The 19,909-nt window shown below is 63.5% G+C and carries 16 protein-coding genes; 4 read left to right on the top strand and 12 right to left on the bottom strand.

The genetic code is table 11. The annotated features are described in order from the left end of the window. Genes EKO19_RS28480 through EKO19_RS28465 form a run of 4 tightly spaced genes read right to left on the bottom strand, consistent with a single transcriptional unit; the run spans position 1 to position 3,480 of the window. Entirely contained in the window at positions 1–537 is a 537-nt protein-coding gene (locus tag EKO19_RS28480; protein ID WP_129780774.1) for a DUF1254 domain-containing protein, read from the bottom strand. Continuing rightward, entirely contained in the window at positions 534–1,124 is a 591-nt protein-coding gene (locus EKO19_RS28475; RefSeq protein WP_129780773.1) for a DUF1214 domain-containing protein, read from the bottom strand. The genes EKO19_RS28480 and EKO19_RS28475 overlap by 4 nt, the downstream gene beginning before the upstream one ends. Further along, positions 1,121–2,683 carry a carboxylesterase/lipase family protein gene (locus EKO19_RS28470; RefSeq protein WP_129780772.1) on the bottom strand — a complete coding sequence of 521 codons (1,563 nt, stop codon included), beginning with the start codon at positions 2,681–2,683 and terminating at the stop codon, positions 1,121–1,123. Before EKO19_RS28470 ends, EKO19_RS28475 begins: the two co-directional genes overlap by 4 nt. Before the next feature lie 38 nt (positions 2,684–2,721). Further along, complete coding sequence (locus EKO19_RS28465; protein ID WP_129780771.1) at positions 2,722–3,480, bottom strand: GntR family transcriptional regulator; 759 nt, start codon at positions 3,478–3,480, stop codon at positions 2,722–2,724. Between the two features lie 324 nt (positions 3,481–3,804). Here EKO19_RS28465 and EKO19_RS28460 point away from each other — a divergent pair, with 324 nt between their 5' ends. Next, on the top strand, positions 3,805–5,910 hold the full coding sequence (locus EKO19_RS28460) for a PAS domain-containing hybrid sensor histidine kinase/response regulator (RefSeq protein WP_175597227.1): 2,106 nt from the start codon (positions 3,805–3,807) through the stop codon (positions 5,908–5,910). 202 nt (positions 5,911–6,112) lie between these two features. Here EKO19_RS28460 and EKO19_RS28455 read toward each other — a convergent pair whose 3' ends face one another. The 8 genes from EKO19_RS28455 to EKO19_RS28420 form a co-directional block, all read right to left on the bottom strand. Next, a complete protein-coding gene (locus EKO19_RS28455; protein ID WP_129780769.1) occupies positions 6,113–7,753 on the bottom strand; it encodes an N-acyl-D-amino-acid deacylase family protein in 1,641 nt (546 codons plus the stop codon). 6 nt (positions 7,754–7,759) lie between these two features. Continuing rightward, on the bottom strand, positions 7,760–8,086 hold the full coding sequence (locus EKO19_RS28450; protein ID WP_129780768.1) for a LysR family transcriptional regulator: 327 nt from the start codon (positions 8,084–8,086) through the stop codon (positions 7,760–7,762). A gap of 11 nt (positions 8,087–8,097) precedes the next feature. After that, positions 8,098–9,294 carry a serine hydrolase domain-containing protein gene (locus EKO19_RS28445; RefSeq protein WP_129780767.1) on the bottom strand — a complete coding sequence of 399 codons (1,197 nt, stop codon included), beginning with the start codon at positions 9,292–9,294 and terminating at the stop codon, positions 8,098–8,100. 2 nt (positions 9,295–9,296) lie between these two features. Then, on the bottom strand, positions 9,297–10,538 hold the full coding sequence (locus EKO19_RS28440) for an amidohydrolase family protein (RefSeq protein WP_129780766.1): 1,242 nt from the start codon (positions 10,536–10,538) through the stop codon (positions 9,297–9,299). Then, positions 10,535–11,926, bottom strand: a complete 1,392-nt coding sequence (locus EKO19_RS28435) for an amidohydrolase (protein ID WP_129780765.1) — start codon at positions 11,924–11,926, stop codon at positions 10,535–10,537. The genes EKO19_RS28440 and EKO19_RS28435 overlap by 4 nt, the downstream gene beginning before the upstream one ends. Before the next feature lie 6 nt (positions 11,927–11,932). Then, on the bottom strand, positions 11,933–14,677 hold the full coding sequence (locus EKO19_RS28430) for a TonB-dependent receptor (protein ID WP_175597226.1): 2,745 nt from the start codon (positions 14,675–14,677) through the stop codon (positions 11,933–11,935). Between the two features lie 69 nt (positions 14,678–14,746). Continuing rightward, on the bottom strand, positions 14,747–15,820 hold the full coding sequence (locus EKO19_RS28425) for a FecR family protein (protein WP_129780763.1): 1,074 nt from the start codon (positions 15,818–15,820) through the stop codon (positions 14,747–14,749). After that, the gene (locus EKO19_RS28420; RefSeq protein ID WP_129780762.1) at positions 15,807–16,346 is read right to left on the bottom strand and encodes an RNA polymerase sigma factor; all 540 of its coding nucleotides are present in this window, start codon (positions 16,344–16,346) and stop codon (positions 15,807–15,809) included. The genes EKO19_RS28425 and EKO19_RS28420 overlap by 14 nt, the downstream gene beginning before the upstream one ends. A 178-nt stretch (positions 16,347–16,524) precedes the next feature. Here EKO19_RS28420 and EKO19_RS28415 point away from each other — a divergent pair, with 178 nt between their 5' ends. The 3 genes from EKO19_RS28415 (at position 16,525) to EKO19_RS28405 (ending at position 19,907) form a co-directional block, all read left to right on the top strand. Continuing rightward, entirely contained in the window at positions 16,525–17,622 is a 1,098-nt protein-coding gene (locus EKO19_RS28415) for a dipeptidase (RefSeq protein WP_217705668.1), read from the top strand. Between the two features lie 108 nt (positions 17,623–17,730). Continuing rightward, complete coding sequence (locus tag EKO19_RS28410) at positions 17,731–18,771, top strand: serine hydrolase (RefSeq protein ID WP_129780760.1); 1,041 nt, start codon at positions 17,731–17,733, stop codon at positions 18,769–18,771. Beyond that, positions 18,768–19,907, top strand: a complete 1,140-nt coding sequence (locus tag EKO19_RS28405) for a DEAD/DEAH box helicase (RefSeq protein ID WP_129780759.1) — start codon at positions 18,768–18,770, stop codon at positions 19,905–19,907. Before EKO19_RS28410 ends, EKO19_RS28405 begins: the two co-directional genes overlap by 4 nt. The last annotated feature ends 2 nt before the right edge of the window (positions 19,908–19,909 follow it).

Genomic DNA, 19,909 nt, shown 5'->3' with positions numbered 1-19,909 from the left:
CTACTGAAGCTGTTTACTGGATGTCGTCGTGCAGACATCGCCTTGGCGTGCCGCTGCGGCCAGATCGAAACGTTCCTGCGTCGGTGCGACCCGACGCTGCAGAATGATGCCGCGCCGGCTCGGCGACTCGACCACGAGCCGGGCACCGGCCGGATGCGCAGCGCCTCGTTCGATCAGCATCAAATCGACACCCTCGGGTGCCTGGCGGTCATTGATCACGAAGAAGTTGTCGCTGTTGTGCTGGAACATCGAGACCGACATGTAGTCATCCCAGGCCGCGACAGTGACGTGCACCGGCCCGTCCTTCAGGTCATACACGCAGGCCGAATACGCAAGATCCGGCGAGGGCCGCACCACGTTGCGCGATTTTTCCGAGGTACGCCCCGGATGGCTCCATTGATTCACGATCTTGCCGTGCCGGGAGATGCGATCCATGGCCGCGTCCATCAACACGTAGGGTGCCGCGAACACGGTGCCGAGATGCGTAACGACGGCCACCGGCAGCAGCACCGACAGAAATTTCACACTGGCTTTCATGACACCGCCTCACTGCAGGAAACGCGGCGAATCTTCGGATACGGAATGCTCGACGCATCCTCGCGCGCGCGTTCATCGGGGTTGTACATCCGCAATGCCAGGTTGAATTCACCGGCGTTGCGCGTGGAAATCCAATTGGCAGCACCGGCGCGGTCGGCCGCCACGCGAGTGCTCCACTGCCCATCCGCCTGAGTCTGGATCTGCGACGCGTCGACCGAGAAGGCGGCATCGCCATTCACCGGCAGATAGTCGTCGCCCGCGTAGACGGTGATCGACCACCAGCGCGTCGGTAACGCGACACCGGACAGTTCATACACACACTGCTCGCGCAGCGGTTCGTCGTGATCGTCGACGTAGCGGTGGAAATAGATGGTCTCGGAGCGATTCAGTGCCAATAGACCGATCTTCGCGATGATGCCGCGCGTGTACGGATCGGCGGCGGTGGAGCCGGCATCCTCGTTGCCGAACCAGTGATCGTGTTCGAACTGACCGAGCAACTTGCCGTTGCTCAATACCATCCAGGCGGAACCGAATCCAAGGACCACGCCCAGCACGATGGCCGTGAGGTACAGCGCAACTGATTTCATCTGAATTCTCCGGCGCTCTTCATGTGTAGATCGGTGTGATAGTCGAGCGCGTTCTTGCGAAACTGCGGCACCACCTGCGTCGCGACCGCGAACTTCAGCAATTCGTCGGTCTCAGCGCGATAAGCGGGCCAGCTCGGCGCACCGTCGCAGACCGGACGACCTTGCTTGGCGAACGCGACCCAGCAGGCGCTGATCATCCTGGCCATCGCCTCGTCGCGCTTGGATACGAACGCGCGCAGCGCCGGGATGCGATCGAGCGTGCCGAAGACATAGGGAATTTCGGCCGCGTGGTTCGCGCCGATAGCCCCGCGTCGCGCCTCGAGCGTGTAGTCGAAGTGGTAGAGCCAGGCCGGCGCGCCCGACTCCATGCGTGCCGCGATCCACCGCGCCGGCGCGCCAAATGAGGAATCGCCGAAAATCGCCTGTGCCAGCGCATCGTCGCTGTGAGACTCACTGTAGATCGCGCGCAGCTGCTGCAACTGATCGGGCTCGAACATCTTCAGAATCGCGGCCGGCGGCGCGCCCGAGGCATCGAGCAACGAGGCTTCATGACTGTTCCAGCCGATGATGAGCGGCACATCGTGGGCCTGGCCGCGAGCAAACATTTCGGCCGGACTGGCGGTCACCAGGGTGCCGTCGACGAACGGGCCGAAGTTGAGCAGCGGCGCGACCTTGACGGCTTCGTTCAATTGTTCCGCCGTCAACTTTCGCAACTGCTCCGCCGTCACCGCCGCCGTGAGACCGACGGAACGCACGGCAGCGACGCCCTCCTGCTCCTTCTGCGAGCGATTCAATGTGCGCTGCCAGCCTCCTCCGGATTCCACGATGGCCTTCGCGAACAGCCCTCGCGCGGCAGGATTGGTCAGCAGGTACAGCGTGCTGGCGCCCCCCGCCGATTCACCGAACACAGTGACATTGTCGGGATCGCCGCCAAACGCCGCGATGTTCCGTCGCACCCAACGCAGCGCGGCGATCTGATCCATCAAGCCGTAGTTGCCGCCCGCTTCGTCAGCCGCCGCGCTCAGCGCCGGGTGCGCGAAATAGCCGAACAGGCCCAGGCGATAGTTGACGCTCACGAGCACGACGCCTTGTTTCGCAAGCTGCGTGCCGTCGTAGAACGGCAGCGACGCCGCGCCGAAACGATGCGCGCCACCGTGCAACCACACCATCACGGGTGCAGTGCCGGTCGTGCGAGGCGTCCACACATTTAGAAACAAACAATCTTCGGAGGAACTCTCGGGCGCTGCGCCCAGTCCGTCCGGCCGGCGGTCGTTTGCAGCGCGCGCCGGCTGGCTGCACGCCGCACCGAAGCTGGTTGCTTCCTTGATTTCCCGCCATGCATCCGCCGGCTGAGGCGCACGCCATCGCAGCTCTCCCACCGGCGGCTGCGCGTAGCGAATGCCACGAAAGACTCGAACGCCTTCGGCCTCGATGCCTCTGACCGGGCCGCGCTCGGTGGTTACGACAGAGGTCGGCGTCCCGGACGCATACGTCGCGCCACTCGCCAATCCCCAAGCGAACACCACGGCGACACTCCACGCGCCCGCGCGATGGCCCATTCCGCCCCCTGAACATGCACTCGATAATTGTGCACAATCTACGAGGAGCGTTTGCTTGTCAAGCGGCGCGGCTTGCGCGTCGTGCCGGCCCGGGGTGCGTCGGGCTGTTGCTCTTCCAGGCGAATCCGGGGAATCAGGAAGCTGCGGGTGAGCGCGACGATCTCGCGGGCGATCTGCTCGGCCTTCTCCCCCTTGCGGGCTTTTACCGCGGCCACCAGTTCCCGATGCATCACGACCGACTTCGACACCAGGGCGCGCACGTCGAAATCGAAAAAGCGGTGCTGCCAGAACGCCAGATTGCCGACGCGCACCAGCATCTCGTACGCCAGATGGCTCGAGCTCCATTGCGCCATTTTCCGTCCCAACTCGAACGTAACGGCGATGCGCTCGCTCAGCTCATTGCGTTCGGCGGCGCGCTCGCTGGCGGCCAGCAGCCGGTCGACGACCGGAAAATACTTCTCCGGCAAGGTTTCGGCGGCGATACGCATGCCGACCCCGTACAGCACTTCGAGCAGGTCCAGAACGTAACGGGTGTCGTCCGCCGACAGCCTCAGTACCTGGGCGCCGCGCCACGGCCGCACCTCGATGAAGCCCGCGCGGGCGACGTGGCGGAATGCGTTGCGTACCGGCGTGCGACTCACGCCGAAACGCTCGGCGATCTCCTGCTCGCGAATCCACTGACCCGGCAGATATTTGCCGGTCACGATGTCCTTGATCAGTCGCTCCGCGATGACCGTGTCGTGGGGCAAGTCACGATCGCTGCTGAGCTGGTCCTTGGCACTTACCTTTTTTGGCATGAGTATCCCGGGTCTGGAGGCACGAATAGCGCACAATATTCCGCACCGTGGGCGTTAGTCCAGGCCGGCGTCGCGCCCGGAGCCAGCGACGGACTGCCAGCGCGGCCCGTGAGCACTGTCACATTTCGTACTACCGCGCGTTGACAGCTCATCCCCGGAAAAATGAGACGCACGTTCCGCATTCCGCAGCAACCAGTGCGTCGCTTCACAAAGCGCTCGCGCGACTCTGGACAGTGATAACGCTACCTTGCCATGGTCGGGCCGGGCAATGGAAATGCGCCGCCATACGCAGCGGCGCCGAGCGACGCTACAGGGTGGAAGCGCATGGTCGACCAACAAACATTCCTATGGAGCCTGGCGGGACTGGCCAGCGCCTTCTGTCTGCCCATCGTTTATCTCATGGTCAGGCTGCGGACGGTTCAGCGCACCGGCGACGACCGCCAGTCCGGCGAGCGCGCGCTGCTGCGTACGGTCATAGACAACATTCCCGACTTCATCTATGCGAAGGATGTGAACGGCCGTTTCCTGGTGGCCAACATCGCGGTCGCCCGCAATCTCGGCATGACCCCGGATCAGTTGCTGGGCAAACATGACTTCGATCTGTTTCCACGCGAGGTGGCCCAGAGCTTTCACGACGACGAGCAGGCGTTGATCCACTCCGGCACGCCGCTGGTCGATCGCGAGGAAGTCGTGACCGATGCCGCCGGCCAGCCGCACGATTTTCTGACCAGCAAGATTCCCGTGCTCGATGACCGGGGCCAGGTGACCGGACTGGTCGGCATCGGCAGGGATATCACTTTGCGCACGCGCATGGTCGCCGAAATGCGCGCGGCGCGTGAAGCCGCCGAAGCTGCGAATCGCTCCAAGAGCGAATTCCTCGCGAACATGAGCCACGAGATCAGAACGCCCATCAACGGCGTGCTCGGCATGGCGGAGCTGCTGCTCGATACCTCGCTCGACCATACACAACGCGATTACGCACGCACCATTCACGAGAGCGGCAAAGCGCTGCTGACCGTCATCAACGATATCCTGGATTTTTCCAAGATCGAGGCGGGCAAGCTCGACCTCGAACAGATCGACATGGATCTGCGCAGTACCGTCGAAGACGTCGGCCGGATGATCGCGCTCCAGGCGCATCGCAAACGGCTCGAGCTGGCGCTGGACATCGATCCGGAACTGCCGCTGGCGGTCAAAGGCGACCCCGGGCGCCTGCGGCAGATACTCACCAATCTCGGCAGCAACGCCCTCAAGTTCACCGCCGCGGGCGAAGTGGCCATCGAGGCCAAAGTAGTGGAATCGAACAGCACCGGCACACTGGTCCGGTTCGAGGTTCGCGATACCGGCATCGGCATTCCGGCGGATCGCATCGAGCGTCTGTTCCAGCCGTTCTCGCAAGTCGATGCATCCACCACGCGTCAGTTCGGTGGCACGGGCCTCGGCCTGTCCATCGTTCGCCGGCTCACCGACCTGATGGGCGGCAAATGTGGCGTCAGCAGCGTGCCCGGCAGCGGCTCGACGTTCTGGTTCACGCTGCGTTTTGCGCCGGCGGACCAGACGGTGCAACCTCGAACCACCACGCCGCTGACGCTCAAGGATCGTCGCGTCCTGGTGGTGGACGACAACCAGACCAACCTCAAGATCCTGGCCGGCCAGATGGCTCGTTGCGGCGTGCTGGCTACATGCGTGTCCTCTGCTGGCGTCGCTCTCGAAAGAATGCGCATGGCCGCGGCCGCAGGTCTGCCATATGAAGTTGCGCTACTCGATCACGACATGCCCGATATCGATGGCTCGCTGCTCGGCGCGCTCATCAAGGAAGACCCTGCGATCAACTCTGCGCGGATCGTGCTCCTCACCTCCTCCGGCCAACCCGGCGAAAGCTCGCATTTCTCGCGCATGGGATTCGCGGCGTACCTGCTGAAGCCCGTCAGCCACGGCGATCTGGTGGACACGCTGATGATCGTCCTCGGCGCCGCGCCCGACGATCGGGACGCGCCCAAGCCGCCCATCGTCACTCAACACGAATTGCTGGCCATGCGAGCGCGGGAGAAGCGCATGCACGTGCTGCTCGCCGAAGACAATCTGGTCAATCAGAAAGTCGGCGTGAAGCTGCTCGAGAAAATCGGCTGCACGGTCGAAGTCGCGACCAACGGCAAGGAAGCGGTCCGCGCCTGGGAGAGCGGTCACTTCGACGTGATTCTGATGGACTGCCAGATGCCCGAACTGGATGGCTACCAGGCCACGCAGCAGATCCGCGCCCGTGAATCGGCCTCGCATCGCACGCCGATCATTGCCCTCACCGCGCACGCCATGAAAGGCGCCGACGAGGAATGCCGGGCCGCGGGCATGAACGATTACATCACCAAGCCGATCGATAGCGAGTCGTTGCGGGCTTGTCTCGTCCGGCACGCGAGAACCCGGGAAGCCTGAACTTCGGCAACGCCTACCGGCCCTTCTGCCCGGCGATCCACCGGTCGATGCGCTGATCGAGCAGATCGAGCGTCATCTGGCCGCGGCCGAGGATGGTGTCGTGGAAGCCGCGTGGTTAAGGCTCGCCTTGCAGCGGTTAGCGGTCAGTTCAGAACAGAGGCGGGATGGGGATCCTCTTCGGACCCACCGCTAACCGCTGCGGCTAATCCCGGTGGCGCTTCAACAATTTTCCGTAGCGTGCCGGGACCGGCTTGCCGTTGTCGAGCGCGACCTGGCCGTTGACGAGGATGAAATCCACGCCGCTGGGAGCCAGCTTGGTGTCGATGTACGTCGCGCGGCTGTGCAGCTGGCCCGGCGACAGCACCACGATGTCGGCCCTGCGTCCCTGCGCGATCACGCCGCGATCGTCGATGCCCATGATATCGGCCGCCAGCCCGGACATTTTGTAGACAGCCCGCTCCATGCTCATCTTCGGCGGCGCGCCGACATAGTCCTCCAGCACTTTGATGAATGTACCGGCACCGCGCGGATGTCCCGAAGTCGGCGAGCCGTCGGTGCAAAAGCCGACTTGATCGGCGCCGATGAACAGACTCTGCACGGTCTCCGCCATCAGGAAGTGAGCCTGCTGCGGTCCGTAGAAGCCGATGTCGTCGATGATCACCTTCTCGTACGGCTTGCCCAATCGCCGTGCAACCTCCGACAGTCGCTGGCCCGCTAACGGTCCGCTGGTGAACATGATGGCCTGCGCGCCATTGCGCTCTTCGACGCGCTTTCGCAGATGGGCTTCGAGCTCGGCGCGACGATTCTTCACCGCCTCGTTGTACTGTTCCTCGGTGCGCGCCCAATCGGGATACAGAAAATGCAGCGAGCTGGCGCTGGCGAGGTACGGATACACATCGCCTGTGACCCGCCGCCCACCGACGCGGGCACGCGCGAGCTGATCGAGCACGGCTCGGCCCTCTTCGGCACGCTGCCCGGCGACGATCTTGAGGTGCGACACGTGAACATGCGCATCGATCTGCAGCAACTCGTCGATGGCCGTACTGATCTTGTCAAAATCCTCCGAGCGCATGTGACTCATGACGATGCCGCCCTGCCGGCCCACCGTGTCACCCAACGCCTTCTCTTCCGCCAGCGACGCGAAGCGGCCCGGCATGTATTCCAATCCGAAGCTCATGCCGAACGCACCGGCGGCGAGATCGGCCTGTAACACTTCCTGCATTGCTGCCATCTGCTCCGGCGTCGGCACCGGCTCATTGCCGACGCCCGCGATCAAGCGCAACGACCCGTGGCCGGAGAGCGCCGCCATGTTGACCTCGCTGCCATGAGCTTCGGCGCGTCGCATCCATGTCGTCATTGCAATGGGCTTCTCCGCGTCGAAAGACCCGTCGTTCCCGGACGAACGGTCAGCGCGATCCGCGCGCCACTGAGCCAGAGTCGGCTCTGGAAAACCTTCATAACCCGCGCTGCCACCGTCCTGCCCGAGCACGACCGTCGTCACGCCCTGCGCCAGAAAATTGTTGAACGACTGCTGCGTCGGTTCGCCGTGCGCGTGCAGGTCGATGTATCCCGGCGTGACCACGTTGCCGGCCGCATCGATCGTGCGACGTGCTTCGATTGTCCGGCCGGCCGTGGCGCCAACGTAAACGATGGTGTCTCCGGATACCAAAATGTCCGCGGTGAAGCGAGCCTGGCCGGTGCCATCGACGATCGTGCCGTTGCGGATCCAAACGTCATAAGTCTTGCTCGCCGATTCGGCCGCGTGTCCCGCCTCGTTCAGCGCCAGCAATCCGGCCATCGATATGATGAAAAGCGCACGGCGCGCGAGAAGGTTGGTTTGCATGCTCACTCATCGCCAGGTTGAAATTTGAGATCCAGACACTCCGCCACGCGCACTCGAATACATCGCGGCCGACGCTGTCGCAATCTGTCGAATGGCCGGCGTAATGGCGCCCGCATAGGCGCGCCCGGCACCGGTGAGCGTCACGCCCCGGGCCTGACGCACGAACAGCTCCACGCCAATGAACATTTCGAGCAGCTTGACGGCGCGACTGACGGCGCCGGCGCTGACACACAGTTCTCGACCGGCAGCGACGAAACTTTCATGTCGCGCCGCTGCTTCGAAAGCCCGCACCCACAGCAGCGCAGGCATGGGAGTGACGGCGTGTCTGGTCATACCGAGCACGTCTAATCGAACACCTGCAGCGCCAGCGCCATGACCTTCTGAAACGCGCTGACTTCATCGTGATCGATGCTCGGACCGTGGCTGGTATTGATTGCGCCAACCACGCCCCGGCCGGAAGCCGGATCGAAAAAGAAAAACGACAGGAACCCGCCCTGACTGCCGGTATGGCCGATGACCCGTTGCTGGCCGCGTTTGGAAACAAAGAAACCCAGACCGACGCTGTCGGTGCCCTTGACCATGTCGGCGGACGCCGATTGCGGCTGCCACATCTCCTCCAGCGTCGAGCGCTTCAGCACGCTGTCGTAGCGCTGCTGCAATTGAGCGTCGCCGCCGCTCGCGCCGGTCAGGAAGCCGATGTAAGTCGCGACATCCGTCAGTGGCGCGTTCCAGCCGCCGTTGGGGATGGTGATACCGGGATTGAATTCACCGCTGAGATCGTCGACGGAGTACTTGCCGGCCGCGTCCTTGGCGACGTGGTAGCGATGCGAGCGATGGCTGGCAAGGTGTGGCGGTGTGGTGTTGAAGTAACTGCGTGTCATGCCCAGCGGCGTGAACACATTCTTCTGCACGTAATATTCCCAAGGATCGCCGGTGAGATGTTCCAGCGTGCGGGCCAGATAGATCCAGGACGGATTGGAATAACCGAACTGGCTGCCGGGCGCGAACTCGATTTTCTGATACGGCATCATCGCCACCAGTTGCTCCCAGCTGGTGGGTTCGAACGGCTGCCAGGCATCGTCGGTGCGGTACGGCCACGTCGGCCCCTGGAATCCGGCGGTATGCGTGAGCGCCATGCGGATGGTGATGTCGTCCATCGATCCGAACGAGTTGTGCATGCGTCGCAGCTCCGGCACGTGTCGCGTCAACGGATCGTTCAACGTCAGCAGGCCGCGATCGCGCAGCTGCATCACCGTGATGGCATTGATGGTCTTGGTGTTCGAGGCCCAATGAAACAGCGTATCGGCATCGACACGCCGGCCGCTGGCCCGGTCGGCGAAACCGAAATCCCGCCGCGACACGATGCGGCCCTGTTCCACCAGCGCGATACTGCCGCCGACGTTGTGGTCCTCGGTCAGTTTGTCGTCGAACACGCCGGTCAGCTGCGTCCACGCTTTGGGCAGCTCGCGCTGTGACGCCGACGACGCCGCGCACACCGCCACCAGCACGGTCGCGACCATACATTTGATTGAAGCCTTCATGCTCAGGGACTCCGCTTGAGATAACGATCCAGCAGTTCGCTCTGACGCGAGCGCATTTCGATGGCACGGCCTTCGATCCAGACCTGCTCGGCGACACTGGTCACCTCGAGCGGATCGGCATTCCACAACACCAGGTCGGCGGCTTGCCCCACCGAAATGCTGCCGCGGGTCGCGCCCATGCCGAAGATTTCGGCCGGTGAGGAAGTCACGGCCTGCAGCGCCGCTTCCCACGGCAGGCCATGTGCCACCGCATTGCCGGCCAGCTGTCGGATCTTGCGTGCGTTGTGGACTTCGCCGGAGGAGAACGCGATACGCACGCCGGCTCGATGCAACAACGTTGCGTTGTCGAATCGCGCCCCGAGTTGATTGAAGCCCTCGGGCAGATTGGTCAATGGATTGAGAATCACCGGCACGCGAGCGCGCGCGAGCTCGTCCGCGACCAGCCAGGCTTCGGCGCCACCACTGATCACCGGCCTCATGCCATTGCGCTGAGCAAACATCACGAGTTGCCGAATGTCAGCGGCGCGATCGACGTTGAATACCACCCGGCCGCCGCGAAGGTACATCGCCAGCGCTTCGCGCCCGGCGGGCTGCATCAGCTGGCGCCCGCTCGCGTTCTTGCTGCGAGCCTCCCGGATTGCCTGTTCGAACAGCATGTACAACCCGGCGCCGCTGCCGCCCGACTGCGCGCTCGCACCGTTCCAATTCACAAACAACGTGCGGCTGTCTGCGAGCGTCGCGTCGAAACGTCCGTCCAACGTCAGCGCCGCACCTTGACCCGACATGATGCTGTCGCTGCTCTCGGGAGCCAGCACAGTCCAGGTCAATCCTTCGATCCGCGTCACTGGAATCAACAGGGAGCGTGGATTGAATGCGCGAGTAACGTCGAATTCCGGCCGCCACTGCTGATCCCAGGCAGGAGCGCCAAAGCCGATGCCGGCCTGCACCGTATCCTCCACGCCCCAGATTTCGATCGCGCCGAGGTTTGCCAGCCCGGTATAGAAACCAGGAGTGAGCGGACGATTGCGCCCTTCGACGATGATCGTTCCCGCAGCGGGGACGAGTCCGGCACCGACGGCGGCGATCTTGCCATCGCGTACCAATACATCGGTATTCTCGAGCGTGCCTGGCGTTGCCGCGGTGTGAACTTTCGCGCCGCGAATCAGCATGTCTGGTGCGCCCAGCGCAGCGGTCGCGAAGAGCAGGACGGCAACTGCAGCCGCGATGACTTTGTGAAAGGTCATGGCGCGACTCCATCGAAAGGCTGTCCGAGCATGAAATCGGAGCGCGGCTGATGCGGTCCGTTGCGATCGAATGCCACCGCGCCATCGATGAATACCAGGTCCGCCAGCGCATACACGCTGAATGGATCACGGTTCCAGATCACTACGTCGCCCATCTTGCCCGGCTCGAGCGTACCGATGCGGTCTTCCAATCCAAGCGCTTTGGCCGCATTGAATGTCAGCCAGCGAATCGCACGCTCAGGAGGAATGGCGAGACCGGCGCGCACGCCCCGTGACATTGCCTTCGCCGCTTCCTGGTTGAGGCGCTGAATACCCTCCGCGGAATCCGAATGCACGATCGCGCAACTGTCGGCCGGCCGATCCACCAGCGCGATGTTTTCTACGATGCCGTCCAGGGCCTCCATCTTGAAGCCCCACCAGTCGGCCCACAGCGCGCCACACACTCCGCGCCGGGCCAGGCGATCGGCAATTTTGTAGGCCTCGACACCATGATGAAACGCGGCCACCTTGAAACCGAACTCGTCCGCGAGGTCGAGCATGGTGACCATTTCGTCGGCGCGATAACAATGGATATGAACGCGGATCTCGCCGTCGAGCACGCCCATCAACGTGTCGTTCTTCAGGTCGCGCGGCGGCGGTTGCGGTGGCATCGAGTCCGCGGTTTTCTTTTTCCGGTACTGAGCGAGCTCGCGCTCATACTTTTGCCACTGCCGCCGATACTCCTGCGCACTCAGAAAGGCCTGCCGATAGCCGGCCACGCTGCCCATGCGGCTCATCGGCGACTGTCCCTTACCACCGTAGTGCGCTTTCGGATTCTCGCCGCAGGCCATCTTCACCCCGTACGGCGCCCCGGGAAATTTCATCGCCTGGGTGCTCAGCGCCGGCACGTTCTTCAACACCACCGAACGGCCGCCGATGAGATTGGTCGAGCCCGGCAGGATCTGCAGCGTGGTCACACCGCCCGCCAGCGCCGACTGGAAGCCGGGATCCTGGGGCCAGATCGAGTGCTCGGCCCACACGTCCGGCGTGCTCGGATTGGTGATTTCGTTGCTGTCGTTGTTCGCCTTTACGCTCGGGCTCGCCGCCACGCCCAGGTGCGAATGGACATCGATGATGCCCGGCGTGACCCAGCGGCCGCGCGCATCGATGACGCGCGCATTCGCCGGGGCTGGCAGGTCGCGGCCCACTGCCTCGATGCGGCCTTGGGCGATCAGCACGTCGCCGTTATCGATGCGAGTGCCAAACCCGGTGAGCACGGTCGCGCCGCGAATCAACACCGGCGAGCTCGGCATCGCCTGATAGGTGGAGGGATACGGATCGGCGGCGAAACCGACGGACAGCGCCGCCTGACCAGCAACCGCAGCTGCCAGGCATAACATCCATTTCATAGCGGTCTACCAGCGCTTGGTGACGCGGGCGGTGATGAAGCGACCCATCGCATCGGCGTTGAACACGTCGAAGCCGATCGGCTGAGCGAAGGCCGGCGCGCTGGCGAACGGCGGATCTTCGTCGAGCACATTGTCGATCCCCAGCGAGATCTTGGTGCCGCTCAGCAGCGTCCCGTCGGCGCGACCGAACTCGTAACTCACATTGAGATCCAGCGTGGTCCAGGCATCGATGGACTGGTCCAGCAGCTGGCTGTCGTTGATGTAGCCGTCGGCGTAGCTCACGACCACCGTGCTGGTCCAGCCGCCTCGCAACCAGGTCAACAATGCCCGCGCACGCCAATCCAACGGCTGGTTGTAGCGATCCACTTGATCGAAGGTGGTCGAATCGTGGGTCAGCGAGGTCAACAGCTCCCGCAGATGGGTCACGTTCAGATCGGCCGAGAACGAGTGGTCGCCCAGCCGCCAATTGTGCGCCAACGTCACATCGAAGCCACTGAGCTGCGTGCGCGCGGCATTCTTCTGTCGCATATCGAGCGCATAGCGTATCCCGGTCGCACCGGTCTCGAGGTAATCGAAAAACGCATCGCCCTGTGCGAGCCGCTGCTCCAGAAACGCCTGCGCGGCGGCATCGTCCGCCAGATCGGTGATGAGATTGCCGTAGTCCGCGCGTCGCGACAGCGCGCCGTTGTCGTACGGCGGCTGCGAGATGCGATTGGTGTAGTCGGTCTCGAAGTAGTTGACGGTCAGCTCGGTGCCCGCCCACGCTGCCGGGCGAAACGTGAATCCGAGCGATAGATTCTTCGACTCTTCCGGCAACAACGGCGCACTGCCCGAGAGAAAGAAGATCGGCACCGGATTCTGCCCCTGCCCGCCGGGCGCATCGATATAGTCCGTGTAGATCTCCACGCCCCGCGCAACGTACGCCTTCTCCGCCACGCTCGGCGCTCGAAACGAAGTGCTATAGGCCGCGCGCAGATCTAGCCCTTCCACCGGTGTCCACACCAGGCCCAGTTTCGGATTCGAGGTGCTGCCGAAATCGGAATAGTCGTCGCGGCGAGTGGCCAGCGACAGGTCGATGCGCCTGGCGAACGATATGTTTTGAGCCGCACCGATCAGCGGCACGTACAACTCGGCGAACACGGCAGTCACATCACGCGCGTCGAGCGCCCTGACTTCGAAGCCCACCGCCGGCACCACGCGAACACGCGTCGAACGCAGATCGTCCTCGCGATACGATGCGCCGACGGCGAGGCGCACCTTGCCCGCGGGCAGCGCGAACAACGCACCATCCGCCTTCAGGTCCAGCGACCAGGTCTTGAACGTGTCGTGATAGTCCTTGACCAGCAGTGCGTACTGACCGGTCTGCTGGTCCAGATATTCGAAGCCGGATTGGGTCGCCACCTGGGCGACGGTGGTATCCAGCGAGATGCGCCAATCCGCGAACGCGTCATAGCCCAGTCCCACAGTGGCACTCCACTGATTGGTGATGGGCGAGGCCGTGCCGAGCACGGGTGAATCGACGGTCGAGTCCTTGGTCCGGACTTCCTCGTACGAGTACAGCACGTTGCTGCTCAAGTCGAGCGTCTCGGTAAAGCGCTGATCCAGCGCGAACAGCAAGGTGCCGAGACGACGATGCGGCAACAGATAAGTGGGACTGGCCGCGCCCGCCTCGACGATAAAGTCACGATCGGCAACTTCGAGCGGCTCGCGCTCATATAACTCTCCGACGACCAGCGCGTTACCGCTCGCCCACTTCGTGCCCAATGTCTGCGAGACGCGCTTCTCGTCCGTGGTTCCCGCGTCGTCCGAGCCATATTGCAAGCCGGTCTCGGCACCTTCGAAATCCTTGCGCAGGATGATGTTGACGACGCCGGCTACAGCATCCGCGCCGTAAATCGCCGAGGCACCGTCAGCCAGAATTTCGATGCGCTCGACCGCCGTCAACGGAATCGTGCTCACATCGACGAACTGCCCCTGCGCGGAAGGCGCGACTCGCCGGCCATTGATGAGCGTCAGCGTGGCGACGCCGCCCAGGCCACGCAAGTTGAAGCCGGTGCCGCGATTCAAGTTCTGGCCCGAAAAGAAAGCCTGGCCGTAAGGCGCCATCTCGCTGGCGCCGGCGGCACCGCCCTTGAAGTTGATGGGCAACGAGTCCACCAGTTGCATCATGTTGGAATAGCCGGAACGCTCGATGTAACCGCGGTCGAAGATCATCATCGGCGAAACATCGTTGGTCACGCCGCGGATGTTGGAACCGGTGACGATCACTTCATCCAGCGTCCACGCTGTGTGCGAGGCAGGCTCGGCACTACGCTCGCCAGCTGAGGCGCTGCTCTGCTCCGCTGCCGCTGTGTCGGTGCTAGCCAGATGCATCCCATACGACGCGGCACCCGACTCCATCGCCGTGGGCGAACCGGCGGTCGTGATCGATTTGACTTCGGCATTGCGGGCGCGAATTGCAATGACGCCCGTACCGATGCGTTCGAACGTCAGGCCGCTGGTGCTGAGTAGAATGCTCAATGCCTCTTCGGCAGTCAGCGTCCCGGATACCGGCGGTGCGGTTCGACCCTCGGCAATCATGGTGAAATAGGCGATCTGCAAACCGGTGCGACTCGCAAACTGTTCGAGCGCTCTCGACAGCGTGGTGCCTCGGATGTCGAACTGATAAGTCGGGCGGTCGGCGCTGACTGCCGCATTGGCAACCAGCATCGCTGTCACTACCGCGGCGAGCCGCGAAGATCTGTTATTCATTATTGGCCCCATCGACGGCACGCGAATGCGCCGTTCCTGATGACAGGACGGGTGCAAAATCGGGATCGTCTACCGTCGCGGCACAAGAATGATCTCATTGCCGGTGGGCTGCGCCGGCTCGATCACTCCGGAATGTTCCAGAAAGCTCACCAATGCCTGCGGCTCGGCGGCCGCGAATACGCCACTCAGCCGTTGATTCGCCAACTGAGAATCTCTCAGCACCAGCTGCACGCGGTTATAGCGATTGAACTCCGCCACCATGTCCGCCAGGGTACTGCCGTCGAATACGAGCTGACCGCTGCGCCATGCGGTCGCCGTCGCGGAATTCTCGATTGCCACGGTGCTGATGCCACGATCGGCAACGTCGGCGCGCACGCCGGCGGAGACGCGCTGAGCCTGGGCCAGCAACTCGGCGGGCGGTCTTTCACCGGACTCTGTCTGCAACACCGCGACCTGACCTTCGATGACGGTGATCGACGTATGCTCGGCTTCCTGTCGCACGACAAAGGCCGTGCCGACAGCCTGCGTGATGGCCCGGCCGCTGACCACACGGAACGGACGCGCGACGTTCTTGGCAACTTCGAACAACGCCTCGCCCTCCAGCAGCCGCACCTCACGAGTCTGGTCGGTGAACGCGACTCGAATCCGGGTGTGAGTGTTGAGCACGACAGTGGAACCATCGTCGAGCTTCACGGTGCGCTGCTCGCCGACGCCGGTGCTGTAGCGATGTTCCCATTGCGACTCGAACCAGCTCACGCCGACCAGGGCAGCAATCACAGTCGCGGCGAATGCGATGCCCAGAGCGCGCATGGGCGATCCGCCACGCACTTCGACTCGATCGGACGCGACCGCCGCTCTCTTTGTAACATCGAGCTCGACGACGTTGGCATCGGCCTCGGCGAGCAGCGCCTCGACATCGATCCGCCGCGCCGCGTCCACGCCGCGCAGCTCAGCCCAGCTGCGATCGATGCTCAAGTATTCCTTCAAATGCTCGGGCGAGCGCTTCAACCAGGCGACGAACTCACGGCGATCGTCGATCGACACCTCGGCGGCGGCCATCACCACGGCCCATTCCGCTGCTTCGTCGAGAACCGCCCGAATGCTCCTGGTACGGCCGGCGCGCATGGCGTTATCGTCCCTCATTGTTCGGATCCATCCCGATCTCGCGCAGTTGTTCGTGGCATTCGGCGAGCGCGCGCGCCAGATGTTTCTTGACCATGCCCACCGACAGATTCACGCGCGTGGCGATCTGCTGGCAGGTCATGCCATCGCGCCGATGCATGAGCAGAATCGACTGGCGCTTGGGACTGAGATTGCCGACGATGCGATCCAGATGATGCAGGCGGTCGACGCATTCCAGCAGCTCGGCGGGATCGCTGCTCTCCGCGATCAGCGGCTCCAGCCCCTCATCGGAGTGTTGCAGGCGATTGCGTGCCAGCATGCGCCACTCGTGCACCGCATGTGCCGCGAGGTGGATGACGAACGAGCGCGGATTGCGGATCAGGCTCACATCATCCAGACGCAGCAGGCGCAGGTAGACCTCCTGCGCCAGATCCTGCGCCAGGTCGCCGTGCCCGAGCCGGGAACGCAGGAAACGCAGCAGGTCGTGACCCACGGTCGTCACCAATTGCTGGAACCATTCGCGGCGTTGTTCGTCCGGCTGCGACATCGATCGGGCCAACCTCGATCTGCCTGGGTGCTGTGCCTGTCTATGAAGCGACGGATCGAGCCGAGCGATCGTCTACCGTCGCCGGAAATTTATTTGTTCCGGGTAGACTACCAGTTGCGCCGGCCGGTCTCTTGACGCTATGAACAGACGCGAATTCACCGCCGCCGGGGCGGCCGCAATGGTTACCTGCCTGTCACCGGCGGCTGGCGGCGCCGAGCCGCAGCCCCACCGCAAGTGGGCTCCCTTCGCCACGACCCTCGCCATCGACGGTTCCGCCGGCATCGGCCGGTTTCCCGGCCGAGAGGACGGCTCGCTGGACGAGCTGGACCTCGGCGACGCGCGCGCCTCCGGCCTCAGCGCCGTCATCCTGACACTCGCGCCCAACGGCTTTCCCCGCTACGGCGAAGTGGCGGACGCTCGCGTCAACGAACAACTCGCCTACTGGGAAGGAAATCTCACCCGGCATCCGGAGGCATTCGCCCGGATCGCCACCGGTGCCGACCTGGCGCGGGCGAAACGGGACGGCAAGGTCGGCCTGATCCTGGGCTTTCAAGACAGTTCGCCGATCGGCGAGGACCTGGAGCGGGTGGCAATGTTTCAACGGCGCGGGGTGCGCGTCATCCAGCTCACCCACAACCCCCGCAACCTGGTCGGCGATGGCTGCATGGAACCGGGCAATGCCGGTCTCAGTGCGTTCGGCCATCAGGTCGTGGAGCAATTGAACGCCCATCGCATTCTGGTCGACGTCGCCCATGGCGGCCGCCGCACCACCGCCGAAGGGATCGCCGCGTCGAAAGCACCGGTGCTCATTTCGCATACCGGCTGCGCCGCGCTCGCCGATGTGCCCCGTTGCACCACCGACCAATCGTTGAAAGCCATGGCCGATCGGGGCGGCGTCGCCGGCATCGTGTTCTGGCCCTACCTGAGCCGCAAGGAACAGCCGACCAGCGAGCATGCGATCCGCCACATCGAACATGCGATCAATGTCTGCGGCGAAGATCACGTCGGCATCGGCACGGACGGCAGCATCTCGGCGGTGAACCGCACAGCTCAGTTCGAGCGAGAGAATCGCGAGCTGATCGCCCGGCTGGTCAAGGAGAACATTTTCGACAGCGGCCGTCCCGCGGATCTGTACTTCTTCTTGCCCGATCTCAATCATGTGCGCCGTTTCGAGACGCTCGGTGCAATGCTGAGCGCACGCGGCCACTCGGATGCGCGCATCGAAAAGATCCTGGGCGGCAATTTCGCCAGAGTCATGGCGGAGGTGTGGGGCTGAGAGCGTAGACCTCGCGCTGGCGGATGAAATCCCGGCAAGCATTTGCGCCAGTTCCGGATTACCCTCGCACCCTGAACCGCCCGCCGGGCGGCCAATCGGGGATACGGAATGCGATCGATCGGGGTCTTTGCGTTGGCACTGCTGTTTCAGCTGATGGCCGTCGACGCGTCGGCGCAGCCGGCGAGCTCGAATCTGTCCCGTCTGCTGGAGGCCGAGCTGTCGCGGCTGCCCACCCGGTCGGGCATTTACGTCAAGCATCTGGGCACCGGCGAAGAAGCCAGCGTTCGTGGCAACGATGAATTCGAAAGCGCCAGCACCATCAAGCTCGCGACCATGGTGCTCGCCTTCCGCATGGCCGATGAGCGCAAGCTGGACCTGAGCCAGCGCTACGTCATCAAGCCCGCGGACTATCGCGGCGGATCGGGCATCTTCCGGTTCCACGATCCCGGCATGAATCCCACGCTCCGGGACATCATCACCCAGATGGTCATCACCAGCGACAACACCGCCACCGACATCATGATCGCCAGGGTCGGCGGCAAGGAAGTCGTCAACCGCTTTCTGCGCGACGCCGGTTATCAGGTCTTGCGCCAGAACAACACGACGCTCGAGTTCTTCCGCCTCGGTTATGAAGCGGCCGATCCCAAATACAAAGCGCTCGAGCCCGAAGACATCTTCGCCCTGAATACCGATATGCCTTTGTTCGTCGAGCCACGTCGCGCGCTGCTCGAGGAGTTCAAGAAGCGCGCCGCCGGGAAAGACGCCGCTCAGCGCATGAGTGCCGCGTGGAGCGCCAAAGCGAACTGGTTCGGCTGGGCCACGCCTCGCGAAATGGGCCGGCTGCTCGAAAGCATCGAGCTGAATACCGCGGCCTCCAAGGCAAGCTGCGAGGAAATGAAACGTATCCTGCTCGCGCAGCAGTCCGGCATCATCAAGCTCCCCCATTATCTGACCGTTCCCATCGGTCACAAGACCGGCGAGACCGGCACCGTGACCAATGACGTCGGCATGATCTACGCCCACTCGGGCACCATCGTGATCTCGTTCTACAACGTCGAGCTCGCCGGCCCTCGCGCCGAAACCGAAGACGGTATGGGCCGCGTCGCGCGCACGGTCGTCGACTACTTCGATGGTGGCCAGCACCGATGACATTCACCGAGCTGCAGCTGGCGCCTGAACTGATCGCCGCGCTGGAAAAGCAGCAGATCAGCCAGCCCACGCCCATTCAGAGCGCGGCGCTGCCGGTGCTATTGGCCGGTCGCGATGCGTATCTGCATGCGGAAACCGGCACCGGCAAGACGCTCGCCTATTTGCTGCCGATCTTCTCTCGCATCGATACCGCGCAGGTCGCCACGCAGACGGTGATCGTCGCGCCGACTCACGAGCTGGCGATTCAGATCCATCGCCAATGTGGCGAGCTGGCACAAAATGCCGGCTGGCCGATTCGTTCGCTGCTGCTGATCGGCGGCACCTCCACCGAGCGGCAGATCGACAAACTGAAAAAGAAGCCGCACGTCGTGGTCGGCTCCCCCGGCCGTATCGCGGAGCTGCTCGCCAAGGGCAAGCTCAAAGCAAAAGACGTTCGCAACATCGTCATCGACGAGGCGGATCGGCTGCTCACCGACGAGAGCCTGCATGCCGTTCGCGCCATCGTCCAGGCCGCGCCGCGCACCCGGCAGCTGATCTTCGCGTCAGCGACGCTGGAGAACCAGAGTACGGCGATCGCCAAGGAGTGGGCGCCGGAGTTGCTGATGCTTCAGGCAGGCGCTGCGCCGGTCAATGAAAACATCGAGCATCTCTATTTGATCTGCGAGGAGCGCGACAAGCCCGATGAGTTGCGCAAGCTCTGGCACGCGCTCGCACCGGAACGCGCCATCGTGTTCGTCCATCGCAACGAGCTGGCCGAGCGAATCGCGCTCAAACTGGCGCATCACAAAATCCCCGCCGCCGACCTGAATGCGGCGCTCTACAAAGAGGATCGAAAGCAGGCGCTGGATGGTTTTCGAAAAGGAACGATTCGAGTGCTGATCGCCTCGGACATCGCCGCACGCGGTCTGGACATCAAAGGCGTCACCCACGTCTTCAACTTCGACGTGCCCACGTTGAGCCAGGGCTATCTGCATCGCGTGGGTCGCACTGGTCGCGCTGGCTCCAAAGGAGTCGCGGTCACATTGATGACTGAGATCGAAGCACGGCTGGTTCGCCGCTACGAGGAAGAACTCGGTATCGACATGCAGGGCGTGCGACTGCGCGAAGGCAAAGTGTTTCGGCGCGAGCGCGATTGACG

This window comes from Peristeroidobacter soli (genome assembly GCF_004138485.1).
Taxonomy (GTDB): Bacteria; Pseudomonadota; Gammaproteobacteria; order Steroidobacterales; family Steroidobacteraceae; genus Steroidobacter; species Steroidobacter soli.
Note: the sequence above shows the minus strand (reverse complement) of the source record. Positions and strands in the feature narration are given on the sequence as shown.